Source organism: Caballeronia sp. AZ7_KS35 (assembly GCF_023631045.1).
In the GTDB taxonomy this organism is placed as follows: domain Bacteria; phylum Pseudomonadota; class Gammaproteobacteria; order Burkholderiales; family Burkholderiaceae; genus Caballeronia; species Caballeronia zhejiangensis.
In genome coordinates this window covers 1-15,239 of record NZ_JALQDV010000046.1, presented here as the reverse complement: position 1 = coordinate 15,239, position 15,239 = coordinate 1, and the positions used below count along the sequence as shown (strand labels likewise).

Below are 15,239 nucleotides of genomic sequence, written 5' to 3'. Positions count from 1 at the left end.
ACCGTAGGAAGCGATTTACGCCGATGCACGCAGCGTATGCGCGGCCGCGACCATGTTGCGCAGCGCGGGAATCACTTCGTCCCATTGACGCGTCTTGAGTCCGCAGTCGGGATTCACCCACAGACGCTCGCGCGGAATCCGCTCCGCTGCCTTCGTCATCAACGCGACGATTTGCGCTTCGCTCGGGATATTCGGCGAGTGGATGTCGTACACGCCCGGCCCGATCTGATTCGGGTACTTGAAATGGTCGAAGGCTTCGAGCAGTTCCATGTCGGAGCGCGACGTTTCGATGGTGATGACATCGGCATCCATAACGGCGATCGATGCGATGATGTCGTTGAACTCCGAATAGCACATGTGCGTGTGTATCTGCGTTTCGTCGCGCACGCCGTTCGCGGCGATGCGAAACGCTTCCACCGCCCAGCGCAGATAGCCATCCCATTGCGCGCGGCGCAGCGGCAGGCCTTCGCGCAACGCGGCCTCATCGATCTGGATCACGCGAACGCCGGCCTCCTCCAGATCGAGCACTTCAGCGCGGATCGCGAGCGCGAGTTGCCGGCACGATTCGGAACGCGGTTGATCGTCGCGCACGAACGACCAGTTCAGGATCGTGACGGGACCGGTCAGCATGCCTTTCATCGGCTTCCGGGTTTGCGCTTGCGCATAGCGGGTCCATTCGACGGTCATCGGCTTCGGACGGCTGATATCGCCGAACAGAATCGGCGGCTTCACGCAGCGCGATCCATACGACTGCACCCAGCCGAACTCGCTGAACGCATAGCCGTCGAGCCGCTCGCCGAAGTACTCGACCATGTCGTTGCGCTCGGCTTCGCCGTGCACGAGCACGTCGAGCCCGAGCGCCTCCTGTTCCTTCACGGCGCGCGTGATTTCGCGTTCCATCGCGGCGCGATAGGTGGTTGCATCGAGCTGTCCGCTCCTGAACTGACGACGCGCATGACGGATTTCGTTCGTTTGCGGAAACGAGCCGATGGTCGTCGTCGGATAGGCGGGCAGCGCGAGCATCGCGGCCTGCTTCTGCGCGCGCGTTTCGTATGCGCTCGCGCGCTGGCCGAGCGTCGCGTCGATCTTTGTGAGCGCTTCTTTCACCGCCGGGTTATGCACGCGCGATGATGCGCGGCGGCTCGCGATCGCGGCCGCGTTGCACGCGAGCGCATCGGCGACGCTGGCGCGACCGTCGTTCAAGGCGCGTGCGAGCACATCGAGTTCATCGAGCTTTTGTAGCGCGAATGCGAGCCACGATCTGATTTCGGCATCGAGCTTCATTTCGCTCGCAAGATCGACGGGCGTATGCAACAGCGAGCACGATGGCGCGATCCACAGCCTGTCGCCGAGCGATGCATGCAGCGGTTCGAGCCAGTCGAGCGTGGCGTTCAGATCGGTTTTCCAGATGTTGCGGCCATTGATCGCGCCGACCGATAGCACCGACGAATCCGGCAACAGCGATGCAGCGGCGCCGACGTCATCGCGCGCGTTGATCGCATCGATATGCAGGCCGTCGATCGGCAGCTTGCACGCGAGATCGAGATTCTCCTGCAACTGGCCGAAGTAGGTCGCAAGCAGAAGGCGCACGCGTCGTTGTGAGAGCGCATCGTAAGCGGTGACGAAAGCGTCGCGCCATTGCTTATCGAGTTCGGTGACGAGCGCGGGTTCATCGATCTGCACCCATTCGATACCGAGCGCCGCGAAGTGATCGAGCAGCGCTGCATAGACGGGCAGCAGGCGCGGGAGAAGCGCGAGCTTGTCGGAGTCGTCCTTCGCCTTGCCGAGCCAGAGATACGTCACCGGCCCGATGATGACGGGCTTCGCGTTCACGCCGAGCGCGCGCGCTTCGCCGAGCTGCTCGACGAGACGCGACGTATCGAGCGTGAACTGCGTCGCCGCATCGAACTCGGGGACGATGTAGTGATAGTTGGTATCGAACCATTTCGTCATCTCACCCGCAGCCACGCCCTCGCAGCACGCTGCATGTTCCTCAGCGCTTTCGGAAGAGCGTCCGCGAGCGACGCGGAAGGCGTTGTCGAGCGCATCGCCGTGAAAGCCGCGCACGCGTTCGGGCAGATTGCCGAGCGTGAAGCTCATGTCGAGCACCTGATCGTAGAACGCGAAATCGCCGGCCGCCACGAGATCGAGACGCGACTGATGCTTCCAGTGGCGCTCGCGCAAGTGAGCGCCGACCGCCTTCAACTCGTCGCGCGATGACTCTTTTTTCCAGTACTTTTCGAGCGCGAACTTCAGCTCGCGGTTTGCGCCGATGCGCGGGAAACCGAGGTTGTGTGTCGTGGCCATCGTTGCGTGTTCTCGTCGGAAAGAGAGTGAATGGCGACGATGATAGAATTTCCTACGCATGAATAAAAATGGTTTAATTTCATGCATCGATTAAATTCGTTCATGGAGACGCCTATGCTCGAACGCGCGCATCTGATGGTCGTGCGAGAAGTCGAGCGCCAAGGCTCGCTGACCGCCGCCGCCGCCGTGCTCAACCTCACGCAATCCGCGCTGAGCCATACGGTGAAGAAGCTGGAGCAGCAGTTGGGCACGGCGGTGTGGACGCGCGAAGGGCGCAGCATGCGGCTCACGCAGGCGGGCCAGTATCTGCTTGGCCTCGCCAATCGCATGCTGCCGCAGTTCGAACTCGCCGAAGCGCGCATGAGGCAATATGCCGAAGGCGAGCGCGGCACCTTGCGCATCGGCATGGAGTGTCATCCGTGCTATCAGTGGCTGCTCAAGGTCGTGTCGCCGTATCTCGCGCGCTGGCCCGATGTCGATGTAGACGTGAAGCAGCGCTTTCAGTTCGGCGGCATCGGCGCGCTGTTCGGTTACGACATCGACGTGCTCGTGACACCCGATCCGCTGAAGAAACCGGGCTTGCGCTTCACGCCCGTCTTCGATTACGAGCAGGTGCTCGTCGTTCCCGAAGCGCACACGCTCGCCGATGCCGCTCATGTCACGCCGGAGCAGGTCGCGCAGGAAGTGCTGATCACGTATCCGGTCGAAACCGATCGCCTCGATATCTACACCCAGTTCCTCACGCCCGCGAATGTCGTGCCGAGAAGGCACAAGACGATCGAGACGACCGACATCATGATGCAGATGGTCGCGAGTGCGCGTGGCGTCGCGGCGCTGCCACGCTGGCTCGCGGAAGAATACGCGGACCGCATGCCGCTCGCCGTGCTCAAGCTAGGGAGGAAGGGCATTGCGAAGAAGATTTATCTCGGCACGCGCGAAGCCGATGTCAGCGTCGAATATCTCGCGGCGTTCATCGCGCTTGCGAAGAAGGCCGACTGGGCGAAGGCGCGCGTGTCGCGTTGACGTTCAGCGCCGCGCATCGAGCGCATGGCGGATCGTGCGTGCGAGGTCATCGAACGTGAAGGGCTTTTTCAGCAGCACGACGCCTTTGTCGAGCCGCCCTTCGTGAAAGATGATGTCGCGCGTATAGCCCGATGCGAACACCACGGTCGCGTTATACGGCGGCGCGCTCGCGATCTTCGCGAGCTCGTTCGCGCGCAGCGTGCCGGGCATCACGACATCGCTGAAAAGAAGATCGACGTGGCCATGCTTCTGCAGGACGGCAAGCGCCGATTCCGCGCTCGGCGCCGACAGCACCTTGTAGCCGAGCTGCGCAACCATGTCGATGGTCGCGAGGCGCACGTCGGCATCGTCCTCGACGACGAGCACCACTTCGCCGCCGCTCGATGCACGCGGGCGCGCGCCGTGCGCATTCGTCGATTCGACTTGCGTGCAGCGTGGGAAGTACAACGCGACGGATGTGCCTTCGCCCACCTGCGTTTCGACATCCACGCAGCCCGCGCTTTGCGACACGAAGCCGAACACCATGCTCAGGCCGAGGCCGGTGCCTTGGCCTTCGGCTTTCGTCGAATAGAAAGGCTCGAACATGCGTGCTTTTACGCTGTCGGGCATGCCATCGCCGTCGTCGGTAACAACGAGCTTCACGTAATCGCCCGCGGGCAACGCGAGACCGGTCGTCATCTGATCGCCGAGAGTCGCGTTCGAGACTTCGAGCTGGATGTTGCCGCCTTCATGAATCGCGTCCCGCGAATTGATGACGAGATTGAGCAGCGCGTTTTCCAGTTGATGGCGATCGACGAAGAGATTCCAGGCATCGCACGATACCGTGGTCTTCAGCTTGATCGATTCGGGCAGCGCGCGTTGCAGGAACTCGCACATGTCCGCGACGAGCTTCGCCGGATCGACGACGGCGGGATTGAGCGGCTGACGTCGCGCGAAGGCGAGCATCTGCGAGGCGAGCTTGCCGCCGCGCGCGACGGCTTCGCTCATCACGCGCAGCCTGCGTGTGAGATCGGGTTTGTCGCGCGTCGCGAGTTCGATCAACTGCAGGTTCGCGGAGATGATCTGCAAGACGTTGTTGAAGTCGTGCGCGACGCCGCCCGTCAGATTGCCGATGGCTTCCAGCTTCTGCACCTGACGAAACCGCTCCTCGGCCTCGACGCGCGCCGTGACCGCTTCCGCGACGCGTTCTTCCAGCGTCTGCATGAGCTTGAGCAGCTTGTCTTCGGCAAGCACCTTGCGAGTCGTTTCGACGACGACGGCAATCACGCCTGCCGGATGACCGTCGTCTTCTGCGACAGGACTGTAGTGCAGATCCATCCACACGTCTTCGGGCCGGCCATTGCGATGCAGCGTGAGACGCTTGTCGGCGTAGGACAGCGTTGCGCCGGACAAACAGGTGTCCACGACATTGCGATTGAACGCGGCGATCTCGGGCCAGCCGTCTTCGACAGGCTTGCCGAGCAGAAACGGATGACGTCCACCGGCGAAGCCCGCATAGGCGTCGTTGTAGATCATCGTGCCGCGCCGGCCCCAGAGCATGACGAGCGGCACAGGCGAAGCAAGCAGAAGTTGCACGGCTGCCCGCAGACTCTTCGACCATCGACCGATCGGGCCCATGGCCGTGTCCGACCAGTCGAAGCTGGCGATGCGCGAAGCCATCTCGCCGCGCCAGCCTTCACAGTCGAAGGATTGCTCGGGCCAAACCGTTTCGGCGTTCATAGAGTTGAAGGGAAAGTTGATGTGCCGCCGTCTTCGTGAGAAGCGGCAGGAGCTTGTCTTGGATCAAAGGCTACATCTTAGTCCACGCATCGGCCTGCACTCCATACTGGACGCTGCTTTGCGAGGAGTGGGCGACCTGAAGGCTCGCATATCGAACACGAAAGGCCACCGTTTCGGACAGGTGAAGCACATGTTTCAAGGTAAAGTCATCGCCGTCGACATGATCGGGAGGCGCGCATGAACGGCAAGCGCATCGTCGCGGCGTTGCTCGTGTTGCTCTTTTGGACGGCTCGTGTGTACGCGCAAGAGCCTTCGCTTACGGATGAACAGATGCTCGGCGTCGTCTTCGTCGCCAATCAGGCCGAGATCGCGGCGGCCAATCTCGCGTTGCGCAAGACGCGCTCCAACAGCCTGCAGGTCTACGCGAAACGGATCGTGTCGGAACACGCGCAGGTCAATCAGGAGATCATGACGCTGACGCAGCGCTTCGGCACGGAGCCGCAACGCAGCGCGACGAGCGACGCATTGACGAAGCAAAGCAACAGCGAGATTGCCGAGCTCGATGAAACCAGCACCTACGATTTCGACGAAGCGTATCTCGAACACGAGATCGTCTCGTTGCAGAAGCTGGTGCGTACCGTCGAAGGCTATATCCGCACGGCGCGCAGCGCGGACGCGCGAACCTTGCTGATCCGCTCGCGTCCTTCATTCATCTTTCATCTCGATCAGGCGCAAAGGCTGCAATTCACCATAGGCAGTCCGGGCCTCGTCCGCTGATGTCGCTCACGAATAAAAACAGGAGAAATGCATGAATGCATCGGAACGTATCGACGAACTGATCGCGGGCATCGCGGATTGGCGCGGCGAGACCTTCGCCAATGTGCGCAAGATCATCCTCGCAGCGGACGAAGGGATCGTCGAGGAGTGGAAGTACATGGGCAGCCCGGTCTGGTATCGCGACGGCATGATCGCGGTGGGCAACGCGCACAAGGACAAAGTGAAGCTCACCTTCGCGCACGGAGCGAGCCTGCCGGACCCCGACAAACTCTTCAACGCGAGCCTCGAAGGCAACGCGCGGCGTGCAATCGATTTTTTCGAAGGCGACAAGATCGATGCACACGCGCTTAAGAATCTCGTGCGCGCGGCGATCTCGTTGAATCAGACGAAAGCGAAGAAGAAAGCGGCTCGTTGACCTGCGCGCGTCCATGCGCCGATGAAGGCGGCGATGTCGACCGCATCCGCATTAACGAATCCAGTCCAGGCCATGCGTGCCTGGCGCGGCTCGGGCAGATCGAGACTGTCGTTTTTAGACTAAAGATTTCCAATTGATTCTTTACAAGGACAAAACATCTTGTCACAATGCGGACGCAAATAATAACGATTCGCATTCACACGCAATGGACCTCCAAAAGAAATGAGCATGAAGACAGGAACGACGAGCCCGGTCGCGATGCGGCCTTTGAAACTGGCCGCCTTGCTGCTGTTCGCGGCAGCGCCGCTCGCCCACGCACAGTCCGCGGATGCGCCGTCGGGTGCATCGGCGGCTGCGGCGTCGAACGCGCCGGCCGAAAGCACGCTGCCCGCGGTGAAGGTCACGGCGCAGAACGTCGATGAACCGTATGGTCCGACGAAAGGCTACGTCGCGAAAGAATCGACGGCGCTCAAGACGGGCACGTCGCTCCTCGAGACGCCGCAGTCCGTCTCGGTCGTCACGCGCGAGCAGATGGATCAGCAGAACGCGCAGACGCTCAATGCGGCCGTGCGCTATGTGTCGGGTGTCACGCCCGAAACGCGCGGCGGCATCGCGACGCGTTACGACATGCTGAAAGTGCGCGGCTTCGACGCCGACAAGTACTGGAACGGTCTCAAGCTGCTCGACAACGGCTGGTACGCGGTGCCGCAGATCGATCCGTATTTGATGGAGCGCGTCGAAGTGTTGAAGGGCCCGGTCTCGGTGCTGTACGGTCAGGCGGCGGCGGGCGGCCTGCTGGATCAGGAAAGCAAGATGCCGACGGTCGTGCCGCTGCATGAAGTGGGCATCGAGTTCGGCAACTACGCGCACAAGTCGGCCAAGTTCGATTTCTCCGGGCCGATCGCGGGCGACGATCGCTATCTGTACCGCATCACCGGCATCGCGCGTTCGGAAGACGGGCAAGTGCAATCGACGTACAACAAGCGCATCGCGATCGCGCCGTCGTTCACGTGGCGTCCGGACAACAAGACTTCGCTCACGCTGTACGGCCTCTATCAGCACGATCCGGACAGCACGTCCTACGGCAGCGTGCCGCCGCAAGGCACGGTGCTCTACAACCCGAACGGCAAGCTGCCGAGCGACTTCTACGACGGCGATCACAACTTCGAGAGCTTCAATCGCGTGCAGGAAGCGATCGGCTACAAGTTCGACCGCAAGCTCAACAACGCGTGGTCGTTCCGCTCGAACGGACGTCTGCTGCATCTCGCGCAGGACTACAAGAGCGTCTATGCGAGCGCGCTCGAAGACGACTTGCGCACGCTCGATCGCGGCACGGCTGCGTCGAAGGACAACCTGAACACGATTCAGCTCGACAATCAGCTCGAAGGCAACGTCTCGACCGGCCCGATCGACCATACGCTGCTGTTCGGCTTCGATTACCAGCACTATGCGAGCAACTTCGATGCGGGCTTCGGCACCGCGCCGTCGCTCGACATGTTCGCGCCGAACTACAACCAGGCGATCACGCCGCCGGACCGCTATCACCAGATCCTGAGCGGCACGCAATACGGCGTGTATGCGCAGGATCAGGCGCGCTGGGGCAACGTGATTCTCACGCTCGGCGGGCGCGAGGACTGGGCGAGCAGCGATTCGAACAACACGACGTACGGCGTCGTGTCGCATCAGTTCGATCGCGCGTTCACGGGTCGCGCGGGCCTCACGTATGTGTTCGATAACGGCATCGCGCCGTATGTCAGCTACACCGAATCGTTCACGCCGCAAGCGGGCACGGACATCAACGGTCAGCAGTTTTCGCCGGAGAAGGGACGTCAGTATGAAGTCGGCGTGAAGTTCCAGCCGAAGGGCTACAACGCGTTCTTCTCGGCCGCGCTGTTCGACCTGACGCGCAAGAATCTGCTGACGGTCAATGCGGACAACCCGAACTTCCAGTCGGCGGTCGGCGAAGCGCGCTCGCTCGGCGTCGAACTCGAAGCGAAGGCGAGCCTCACGGATTCGTTGAACGTCACGGCGAGCTACACGTATCTCAGCACGAAGTACACGAAGGACAACAGCGGTCTCGAAGGCAAGTTCCTGCCCGCGATTCCGCAGAATCAGGCTTCGTTGTGGGCGTATTACACGGTCAATCGCGGACCGCTCGCCGGTCTCTCGATGGGCGCGGGCGGACGCTACACCGGCACGACGTATAGCAGCGACAACAGCTTCAAGGTGTCGAGCTTCTTCCTCGTCGATGCCACGCTGAACTACGATCTCGGCCGCGCCATGCCGCAGTTCAAGGGCGTCGAGCTGTATGTGAACGCGCAGAACCTGTTCAACAAGGAATACGTCGCGTCGTGTTACTACGGCAGCTGGTGTGCGTTCGGTTACGGACGTCAGGTGTTCGCCGGCATGAACTATCACTGGTAAGCATGTTGCACCGCACTGCGTCTTTCGAACGGCGCAGTGCATCGAATCGTCGTGAGCGCCGCCCTGGCGCTTATCGCGAACGAAGCTATCCGTATCGGGATTTCTTCGTTCGCGTGTGAGGAAGCGGCTAGTACATTGATCGCTCGCCGCTCATCCACGATATCCCCGCATGATCCCGACGACTTCATTGCATCGCCTCTTCGCCATGCTCGCGTTGATGGCGGCATGTGCTTTACCGATGCATCGCGCGCACGCCGAAGGCAAGGTGAAGATCGTCGATCAATATGGCATCGGCTCGTTGCTGCTCAAGGTCGCGAAGGACCAGAAGCTCATCGAGAAGGCCGGCGCGCGCGCGGGCCTCGATATCGACGTGCAGTGGAACACGCTTTCCGGCGGCGCGGCCGTGAACGAAGCGCTGCTCTCGGGCGCGGCGGATATCGCGACTATCGGCATCGGGCCGTTGATGACGATCTGGGATCGCACGCGCGGGCATCAGGATTTTCGGGCCATTGCGGCGCAAAGCGCGGTGCCGGTGTATCTCGTGACGAACGATCCGCGCATTCGCAGCATCAGGGATATTGGCGAGAAGGATCGCATCGCGGTGGTGTCCGTCGCAGTGTCGCAGCAGGGACGTCTGCTGCAAATGGCGTCGGCCAGGGCGTTCGGCGATGCCGAGTATGCGCGGCTCGACCGTTTCGAAGTCAACATGCCGCACGCCGATGCGACGACCGCGATGTTATCGGGCAACTCGGTCGTCAATCTGCATTTCTCCAACGCGCCCTATCAGTATCAGGAACTCGAAGATCCGAAGATCCACAAGGTCACGAGTTCCACCGAAATCCTCGGCGGACCGTCGACGGGCAGTGTTGTCGTGACTTCCGACAAATGGCGCAAGGACAATCCGAAGACCTACGCCGCCGTGCGCGCGGCGCTCGACGATGCGGCGAAGCTCGTCGAGAATGACAAGGCTCAAGCGGCGGCCATCTATATTCGTCAGGACGGGTCGAAGCTCTCGCCTGCGTTCGTCGAGCGCATTCTCAGCGACAAGGAAGCGAGCTTCGCGACGACGCCGCAAAACACGCTCCAACTGGGCACATTCCTGCATAAGGTCGGCGTGATTCGTCACGAGCCGAAATCATGGCGCGACTATTTCTTCGCTGACGATTCGAGCGCGCAAGGCAGTTGACACGTCTTTCATTTATCCATTATCGAAAGGAATCCGAAATGAATGCAGTGGCCATCGGGAATGAAACGGAAGTGACTGTCAGCCCGCTGTCGGCGCATATCGGCGCGGAGATCGGCGGCGTCGACCTTACGCGTCCCTTGTCTTCCGCACAGGTCGAAGCAATTCGCGCCGCGTTGCTCAAATGGCGCGTGGTCTTCTTCCGCGAGCAGTTCCTGAGTCACGAACAACACATCGCGTTCTCGGCGCACTTCGGCGAGCTCACGGTGGGGCATCCGGTGTTCGGCCACGTCGACGGGCATCCGGAGATTTACTCGATTTCGAAGTTTCGCAAGGCCACGCGCTTCGAAGGGCAATCGGTGCTGCGTCCGTGGACGGGCTGGCATACGGATGTGACTGCCGCGGTGAATCCGCCGTTCGCATCGATCCTGCGCGGCGTCACGATTCCGCCCTATGGCGGCGATACGCAATGGACCAATCTCGTGATCGCATACGAGAAGCTGTCTGCGCCGCTGCGCGCGTTCGTCGATGGGCTGCGCGGCGTGCATCGTTTCGCGCCGCCGCAAGGCGCAAGCGGCACCGATGCGTTCACGAAGGCCGTGACGGATCACACGCTCGTCGCCGAGCATCCGTTGGTGCGCGTGCATCCCGAGACCGGCGAACGCGCGCTGTATGTCAGTCCGGGTTTTCTCAAGCACATCGCGGGGCTCGCGCCGCGCGAAAGTCAGGTGTTGCTCGAACTGCTATGGGAGCATGTGACGCGGCCGGAATTCACGGTGAGATTCAAGTGGGAGCCGGGCAGCATCGCGTTCTGGGACAACCGCACGACCGCGCATCTCGCGCCGACGGATATCTTCGATCTCGACTTCGATCGCCAGTTGTATCGCACGACGCTCGTCGGCGATGTGCCCGTGGGGCCGGACGGGCAGAAGTCGGTGGCGATCGAAGGCACGCCCGTTGGCGCGGCGGCTGCGGTCGCGTTGAACTGATCGGCGTTCAACCTGATTCGCTACGCGTCACGAAGATCAATATCAGAAGAAACGTGATGAAGAAGCGAAACGCGCTTTCGGTGCCGTTCCATTGCTGCGATTGCCACATGCCGAACCATTCGCCGCCGATCGACATGAAGCAGACTTGCCAGGTGAGATAGCCGAGCGTGAGGCCCGCGATCGCCCAGCGTTTGGCTCGCGCGAAGGCCGCGCTCTCCTGGCGCAGTGCGCGGGCCATCGCGATTACGCCTGTCCAGCAAAGAAGCGCGGTGAGCGTTTCGAGAAAAATGATCGCGTCATAGCCGAGATGCTGAAGCACCGGCGACGTGATCGCGCGATACATGTTCGCGTTGCCGGGAAACGTCGTGTCCATTCGCATGACGTGCTCGACGAACTGCAGGTTGCTGCCGTAGTCCGTCAGATTGCCAAAGCTGACGAGCGACGCGAGCAGGGCCATCGAAGCCACGACGAGAAGTTTCGCGAGGCGTTCGGCAATCTTCATCTTCATTCTCCAGCAGCGTTGGGAACGTGATTGTGCAAGAGAAGAATGAGATGAGCTTGATTTCTCGCTGCAACTAACTGTCTCGTTGCGCCAGCGCCTTTCTGCACGAAACGATCGTCGGATGAATGTACGACGCCGACCCGTATAATCGCGGCCTCGCACACGTTTGCGCGTCCATTGCGGCACGCGCGACGACTCGTTTATCAACATCCCGAACCCCTGTCTCAGACAGGCCGAAGCAAGAAAGGAACGCCCAAGCGTGGAAAGTCTCTTCCAATCCGTGAATGCATTGTTTGCCTGCATTGCGCCCGTCTCGGATTTCTTGTGGGATTTCCCCACGAATTTCAAGGCTTATTCACAAATCCCCGTGCTCGGGCAGTTTTCGTTCGCGATCCTTTTGCTTGTCGGCGTGGGCATTCACTTCACGATCCGCACGCGCTTCATCCAGACGATGAACGTCGGCAAGATCGTTCGCATGATGCTGCGCAGGCAGTCGTCGAAAACCGGCGTCAGCGCGCTTGCGTCGTTCATGCTCGGGCTCGCGATGCGTGCCGGGCCCGGCAATATCGTCGGCATTACGGGCGCGATTTCCGTCGGCGGACCGGGCGCGTTGTTCTGGATGTGGGTGGCCGCGTTCTTCGGCATGGCGACCGCGTTCATGGAATCGACGCTCGCGCAGCTCTTCAAGGAGAAAAAGCACGACGAGTTCGTCGGCGGCTTGCCGTTCTATGGGCGGCGCATTCTCGGCGACAAGCGCTTCGTCGGCACGTTGCTGTCGCTCGTATTCATCGTCTATGCGCTTTTCAATGTGCCGCCGCAAACGTTCAACGTGTTCACCGCGATCGGCACCATCGCCGATACGGTGACCGGCACGCATCTCGGGCGTCAGTCGACGGTGTATTACGTCATCGCGGCGGTGCTCATCGCAGCGTGCTCGTTCATCATCATGGGCGGCATTCGCCGCGTGACCGCTTATACCGATGTGCTCGTGCCGATCAAGGCGACGCTCTTCTGTCTGATGTCGCTCGTCATCATCGTCATCAATCTGCCGCTGATTCCCTACTTCTTTCATGAGGTGATCGTCGGTGCATTCGCGCCGCATGCGCTCTTCGGCGGCGCGATCGGCACGGCGCTCGCTCAAGGCGTCAAGCGCGGGCTGATGTCGAACGAAGCGGGGCAGGGCACCATCACGATGGCCGCGGCGATCGCCGATAACGATCACCCTTGCGAACAGGGCTTCGTGCAGAGCCTCGGCGTGTTCTTCGACACGATGGTCATCTGCACGATGACCGGCTTCATCGTCGTGATGGCGCACGTATGGACCGGCACGGTGGACGGTCAGGCGTGGGAGTCGGTCAGGGCATCGAAGATCACGGTCTATCTCGCATCGGTCGAAACGCTCGTGCCGGTTTCGGTCGCGCATGTCGTCAAGATCGTGATGTGCGTGTGCTACGGCCTCTTTGCGTTCACGACGTTGCTCGGCATGATTTCGTTCGCCGAAATCTCGGCCAACTTCATTTCACGAAGCAGAGGTTTCATCATCGGCATTCGCGTCGTCGGCTCGCTCGTGTTCGTGCCGTTCGGCGCGCTCACCGTGCTTGCGGGACTCGAATTGCCTAACCTGTGGGCGCTTTCCGATCTGATGAACATCGTGATGGTGCTGCTCAACGTGCCGATTCTGCTGATCGGGCAACGTCTCGTGTACAAGGCGCTCGCGCACTACCGCTCGACGCGCGGCGGACCGTTCGTGTCGGAGGACATCGGCGTGCGAACCGAGTATTGGTCCGCGAAGCGCGGTGTCGTCAGGCAAACGGAAGAACTTCGCGAGCGCGTCGAAAGTTAAGAGCCGAAGAAGTCCACCGCGCCGGTGCCGAGGTTGTACATCGCGCCGGCTATCTTGATGGCGTGCTGCTTCTCCATGTCGCTCAGCACGGCGCTTTCCTGGCGAATCTGCGCGATGGTCGACTCGACGTTCTTGCGCGCCACCATGTCGACGAACGTGTAATTGGTCGCCGTGCGCTCGCCGTCGTACTTCGTGGCTTCCACGGCGGGTTTGATGCGCGCGAGCAACGCCGTGAGATGACCTAGTTCGGCATTGGCGATCGCGCCTTTGATCGCGCCGCAAGACGTATGTCCCATCACCAGCACGACTTTCGCGCCCATCAGCTTGCACGCGAATTCCATGCTGCCGAGAATGTCGTCGTTTTCGATGTTCCCCGCGACGCGGCAGTTGAAGATATCGCCGATGCCCAGATCCATGATTACCTCGGCGGGCGCGCGCGAATCGATGCAACTGAGCAGCACGGCCGCGGGATATTGTCCCTTTGCGCTCGTCTTTTGTTCGGCAAGGTAGTTGCGCGCCTTGCGTTCGCCTCTGCGGAAACGCTCGTTGCCGCGCTTCATCGCATCGAGAATCTGCTCGGGCGACATCGCGTCGCGCTGCGCGTGCGTCAACGCGTCGGCGTGAGCGGATGTCATGAGGAGCGGCGGAACCGCGAGCCCGGCGATAGTTGCAGACGCAACTGATTTGAGAAAGCTCCGGCGGCACGCGGGCGTGCATTGCAGCGGATGCTTCAGATCTTCGCGCATGACCTTGCTCCTCGACCTGACGGGAATCGGCCTTCTTCAACGCTCTTTGCGACATGAAGTGTTGGACGAAAAATCGTCGAATGCAATGCACGCTTGTTCTGATGACAATGTCAGGTCGATGACGTAACGATCTGCCGCGCGATATCGAGAAAGTTGGCGGTCTTGGCGGCTGTCGCATCGATGCGCGATGCAAGCGCCAGACGAATCGTGATCGCGCTGCCGAGCGCATCGGTGTAGGCGACGCCATCGACCTGAATCTGGCACACCGACGCCGGCACCAGCGACACGCCGAATTCCGCCGCGACCAGATTGACGACCGATGATAGCTGCGGCGCCTGCTGGCCGGCGACCGGCTCGAATCCCGCTTCACGGCACGCACCGATGATGACGTCGTGCAATGTCGGACTTGCCTCGCGCGGAAGCATCACGAAAGGATCCTCCGCCAGCGTCGCCAACGGCACCTTGCGCTTTTTCGCGAGCTTGTGCGTGGCGGGCAGCACGATTTTCATCGGCTCGATCGCGATGTGATTGATCTGCACGCCCGCGGGCGACTGGCTGCCGAGACGGACGAACGCGACATCGACGCGGCCGGCGTCGAGATGCGCGAGCAGTTGCGCGGTATTGCCTTCGGTCAGCGTCAGCATGACGTTCGGATAAGCCTGCCGATACGACCGTATGAGCTTCGACACGACCGGATTGAACGCCGCCGATCCCGTGAAGCCGATATTGAGCTGCCCGATCTCGCCGCGCCCCGCGCTCTGCGCTTTCTCGACGGCGAGACGCGCGTCGTCGACGAGACGCTTCGCGTCGGCGGCGAACGCCTCGCCGGCTTCCGTCAGCACGACGCCGTGCCCCGTGCGGCGAAAGAGCCGCACGCCGAGTTCGTCTTCGAGCGCGTGAATCTGCTGACTGAGCGGCGGCTGTCCGATGCCGAGCCGCTCGGCAGCGCGCGTCACATTGCGTTCCTCGGCGACGGCCAGAAAGTAGCGGAGATGTCGCAATTCCATGCGATATATGAAAAAGCTATTTCAGAAAGACGAGATAGATATTGGACAGTATATCAATCGCGCGACAAAATACCGCTATCGCGCAGTGCGCGGGCTAGAACTATCCCCGAATACGTTGCCGGTTGCTCGTCAAAGCGAATCGGCAGGGCGGGTCGCGCCCGTGTCGATCGTCGACGGCGCGCGAATCGTCAATCAGTTTGGGAAGGGGTCTAATGTGGCTGAAGCATTAAAAAAACCAAGGCCGGAATACCGGAACATCGGGATCGGTCAGATCGCGAAGTATCGCTTGCCGCTGGCGGGCAAG

General features: G+C 61.2%; 13 protein-coding genes and 1 pseudogene. 9 read left to right on the top strand and 5 right to left on the bottom strand.

Features of this window, described 5'->3' with window-relative positions; translation table 11 throughout:
* Positions 1-15 precede the first annotated feature (15 nt).
* Complete coding sequence (gene metE / locus NCT05_RS28635) at positions 16-2,307, bottom strand: 5-methyltetrahydropteroyltriglutamate--homocysteine S-methyltransferase (RefSeq protein ID WP_250503748.1); 2,292 nt, start codon at positions 2,305-2,307, stop codon at positions 16-18.
* A gap of 114 nt (positions 2,308-2,421) precedes the next feature.
* Here metE and NCT05_RS28630 point away from each other — a divergent pair, with 114 nt between their 5' ends.
* Positions 2,422-3,330, top strand: coding sequence for a LysR family transcriptional regulator (locus NCT05_RS28630; RefSeq protein WP_250441566.1), 909 nt, complete (start codon positions 2,422-2,424; stop codon positions 3,328-3,330).
* Between the two features lie 3 nt (positions 3,331-3,333).
* Here the strand turns inward: NCT05_RS28630 and NCT05_RS28625 are convergent, their stop codons facing one another.
* Positions 3,334-5,049, bottom strand: coding sequence for an ATP-binding protein (locus tag NCT05_RS28625; RefSeq protein WP_409014124.1), 1,716 nt, complete (start codon positions 5,047-5,049; stop codon positions 3,334-3,336).
* On the opposite strand from NCT05_RS28625, the gene NCT05_RS28620 reads away from it, so the two are divergent.
* From NCT05_RS28620 to NCT05_RS28595, 6 genes are all read left to right on the top strand, one after another.
* Positions 4,946-5,290, top strand: a complete 345-nt coding sequence (locus NCT05_RS28620; RefSeq protein ID WP_250503747.1) for a hypothetical protein — start codon at positions 4,946-4,948, stop codon at positions 5,288-5,290. The genes NCT05_RS28625 and NCT05_RS28620 overlap by 104 nt on opposite strands.
* Positions 5,287-5,826, top strand: coding sequence for a DUF4142 domain-containing protein (locus tag NCT05_RS28615; protein WP_250503746.1), 540 nt, complete (start codon positions 5,287-5,289; stop codon positions 5,824-5,826). The genes NCT05_RS28620 and NCT05_RS28615 overlap by 4 nt, the downstream gene beginning before the upstream one ends.
* Before the next feature lie 31 nt (positions 5,827-5,857).
* A complete protein-coding gene (locus NCT05_RS28610) occupies positions 5,858-6,241 on the top strand; it encodes a DUF1801 domain-containing protein (RefSeq protein WP_239295450.1) in 384 nt (127 codons plus the stop codon).
* Between the two features lie 228 nt (positions 6,242-6,469).
* Positions 6,470-8,665, top strand: a complete 2,196-nt coding sequence (locus NCT05_RS28605) for a TonB-dependent siderophore receptor (protein ID WP_250479296.1) — start codon at positions 6,470-6,472, stop codon at positions 8,663-8,665.
* A gap of 169 nt (positions 8,666-8,834) precedes the next feature.
* On the top strand, positions 8,835-9,851 hold the full coding sequence (locus NCT05_RS28600) for an ABC transporter substrate-binding protein (RefSeq protein WP_250503745.1): 1,017 nt from the start codon (positions 8,835-8,837) through the stop codon (positions 9,849-9,851).
* 38 nt (positions 9,852-9,889) lie between these two features.
* Positions 9,890-10,837: a TauD/TfdA dioxygenase family protein gene (locus NCT05_RS28595; RefSeq protein WP_175981903.1), complete on the top strand. Its 948-nt coding sequence runs from the start codon at positions 9,890-9,892 to the stop codon at positions 10,835-10,837.
* Between the two features lie 7 nt (positions 10,838-10,844).
* On the opposite strand, the gene NCT05_RS28590 is transcribed toward NCT05_RS28595, so the two are convergent.
* On the bottom strand, positions 10,845-11,333 hold the full coding sequence (locus tag NCT05_RS28590; RefSeq protein ID WP_250503763.1) for a DUF2165 family protein: 489 nt from the start codon (positions 11,331-11,333) through the stop codon (positions 10,845-10,847).
* Between the two features lie 265 nt (positions 11,334-11,598).
* Here NCT05_RS28590 and NCT05_RS28585 point away from each other — a divergent pair, with 265 nt between their 5' ends.
* On the top strand, positions 11,599-13,182 hold the full coding sequence (locus tag NCT05_RS28585; protein WP_175981901.1) for an alanine/glycine:cation symporter family protein: 1,584 nt from the start codon (positions 11,599-11,601) through the stop codon (positions 13,180-13,182).
* On the opposite strand, the gene NCT05_RS28580 is transcribed toward NCT05_RS28585, so the two are convergent.
* Entirely contained in the window at positions 13,179-13,928 is a 750-nt protein-coding gene (locus NCT05_RS28580; protein WP_250437462.1) for a carbonic anhydrase family protein, read from the bottom strand. The two genes, NCT05_RS28585 and NCT05_RS28580, sit on opposite strands and share 4 nt — an antisense overlap.
* Positions 13,929-14,038: 110 nt before the next feature.
* Complete coding sequence (locus NCT05_RS28575) at positions 14,039-14,935, bottom strand: LysR family transcriptional regulator (protein ID WP_008345920.1); 897 nt, start codon at positions 14,933-14,935, stop codon at positions 14,039-14,041.
* Positions 14,936-14,942: 7 nt separating this feature from the next.
* Here NCT05_RS28575 and NCT05_RS28570 point away from each other — a divergent pair.
* Positions 14,943-15,239, top strand: a pseudogene (locus tag NCT05_RS28570) (hypothetical protein); the annotation flags it as partial.

What these genes read in the sequence shown, in the direction of transcription:
- NCT05_RS28595 (WP_175981903.1), top strand. Translation starts at nt 9,890, where the DNA reads ATGAATGCAGTGGCCATCGGGAATGAAACGGAAGTGACTGTCAGCCCG.
- NCT05_RS28630 (WP_250441566.1), top strand. Translation starts at nt 2,422, where the DNA reads ATGCTCGAACGCGCGCATCTGATGGTCGTGCGAGAAGTCGAGCGCCAA.
- NCT05_RS28580 (WP_250437462.1), bottom strand. Translation starts at nt 13,928, where the DNA reads ATGCGCGAAGATCTGAAGCATCCGCTGCAATGCACGCCCGCGTGCCGC.
- metE (WP_250503748.1), bottom strand. Translation starts at nt 2,307, where the DNA reads ATGGCCACGACACACAACCTCGGTTTCCCGCGCATCGGCGCAAACCGC.
- NCT05_RS28575 (WP_008345920.1), bottom strand. Translation starts at nt 14,935, where the DNA reads ATGGAATTGCGACATCTCCGCTACTTTCTGGCCGTCGCCGAGGAACGC.
- NCT05_RS28610 (WP_239295450.1), top strand. Translation starts at nt 5,858, where the DNA reads ATGAATGCATCGGAACGTATCGACGAACTGATCGCGGGCATCGCGGAT.
- NCT05_RS28625 (WP_409014124.1), bottom strand. Translation starts at nt 5,049, where the DNA reads ATGAACGCCGAAACGGTTTGGCCCGAGCAATCCTTCGACTGTGAAGGC.
- NCT05_RS28615 (WP_250503746.1), top strand. Translation starts at nt 5,287, where the DNA reads ATGAACGGCAAGCGCATCGTCGCGGCGTTGCTCGTGTTGCTCTTTTGG.
- NCT05_RS28605 (WP_250479296.1), top strand. Translation starts at nt 6,470, where the DNA reads ATGAAGACAGGAACGACGAGCCCGGTCGCGATGCGGCCTTTGAAACTG.
- NCT05_RS28600 (WP_250503745.1), top strand. Translation starts at nt 8,835, where the DNA reads ATGATCCCGACGACTTCATTGCATCGCCTCTTCGCCATGCTCGCGTTG.
- NCT05_RS28620 (WP_250503747.1), top strand. Translation starts at nt 4,946, where the DNA reads ATGGCCGTGTCCGACCAGTCGAAGCTGGCGATGCGCGAAGCCATCTCG.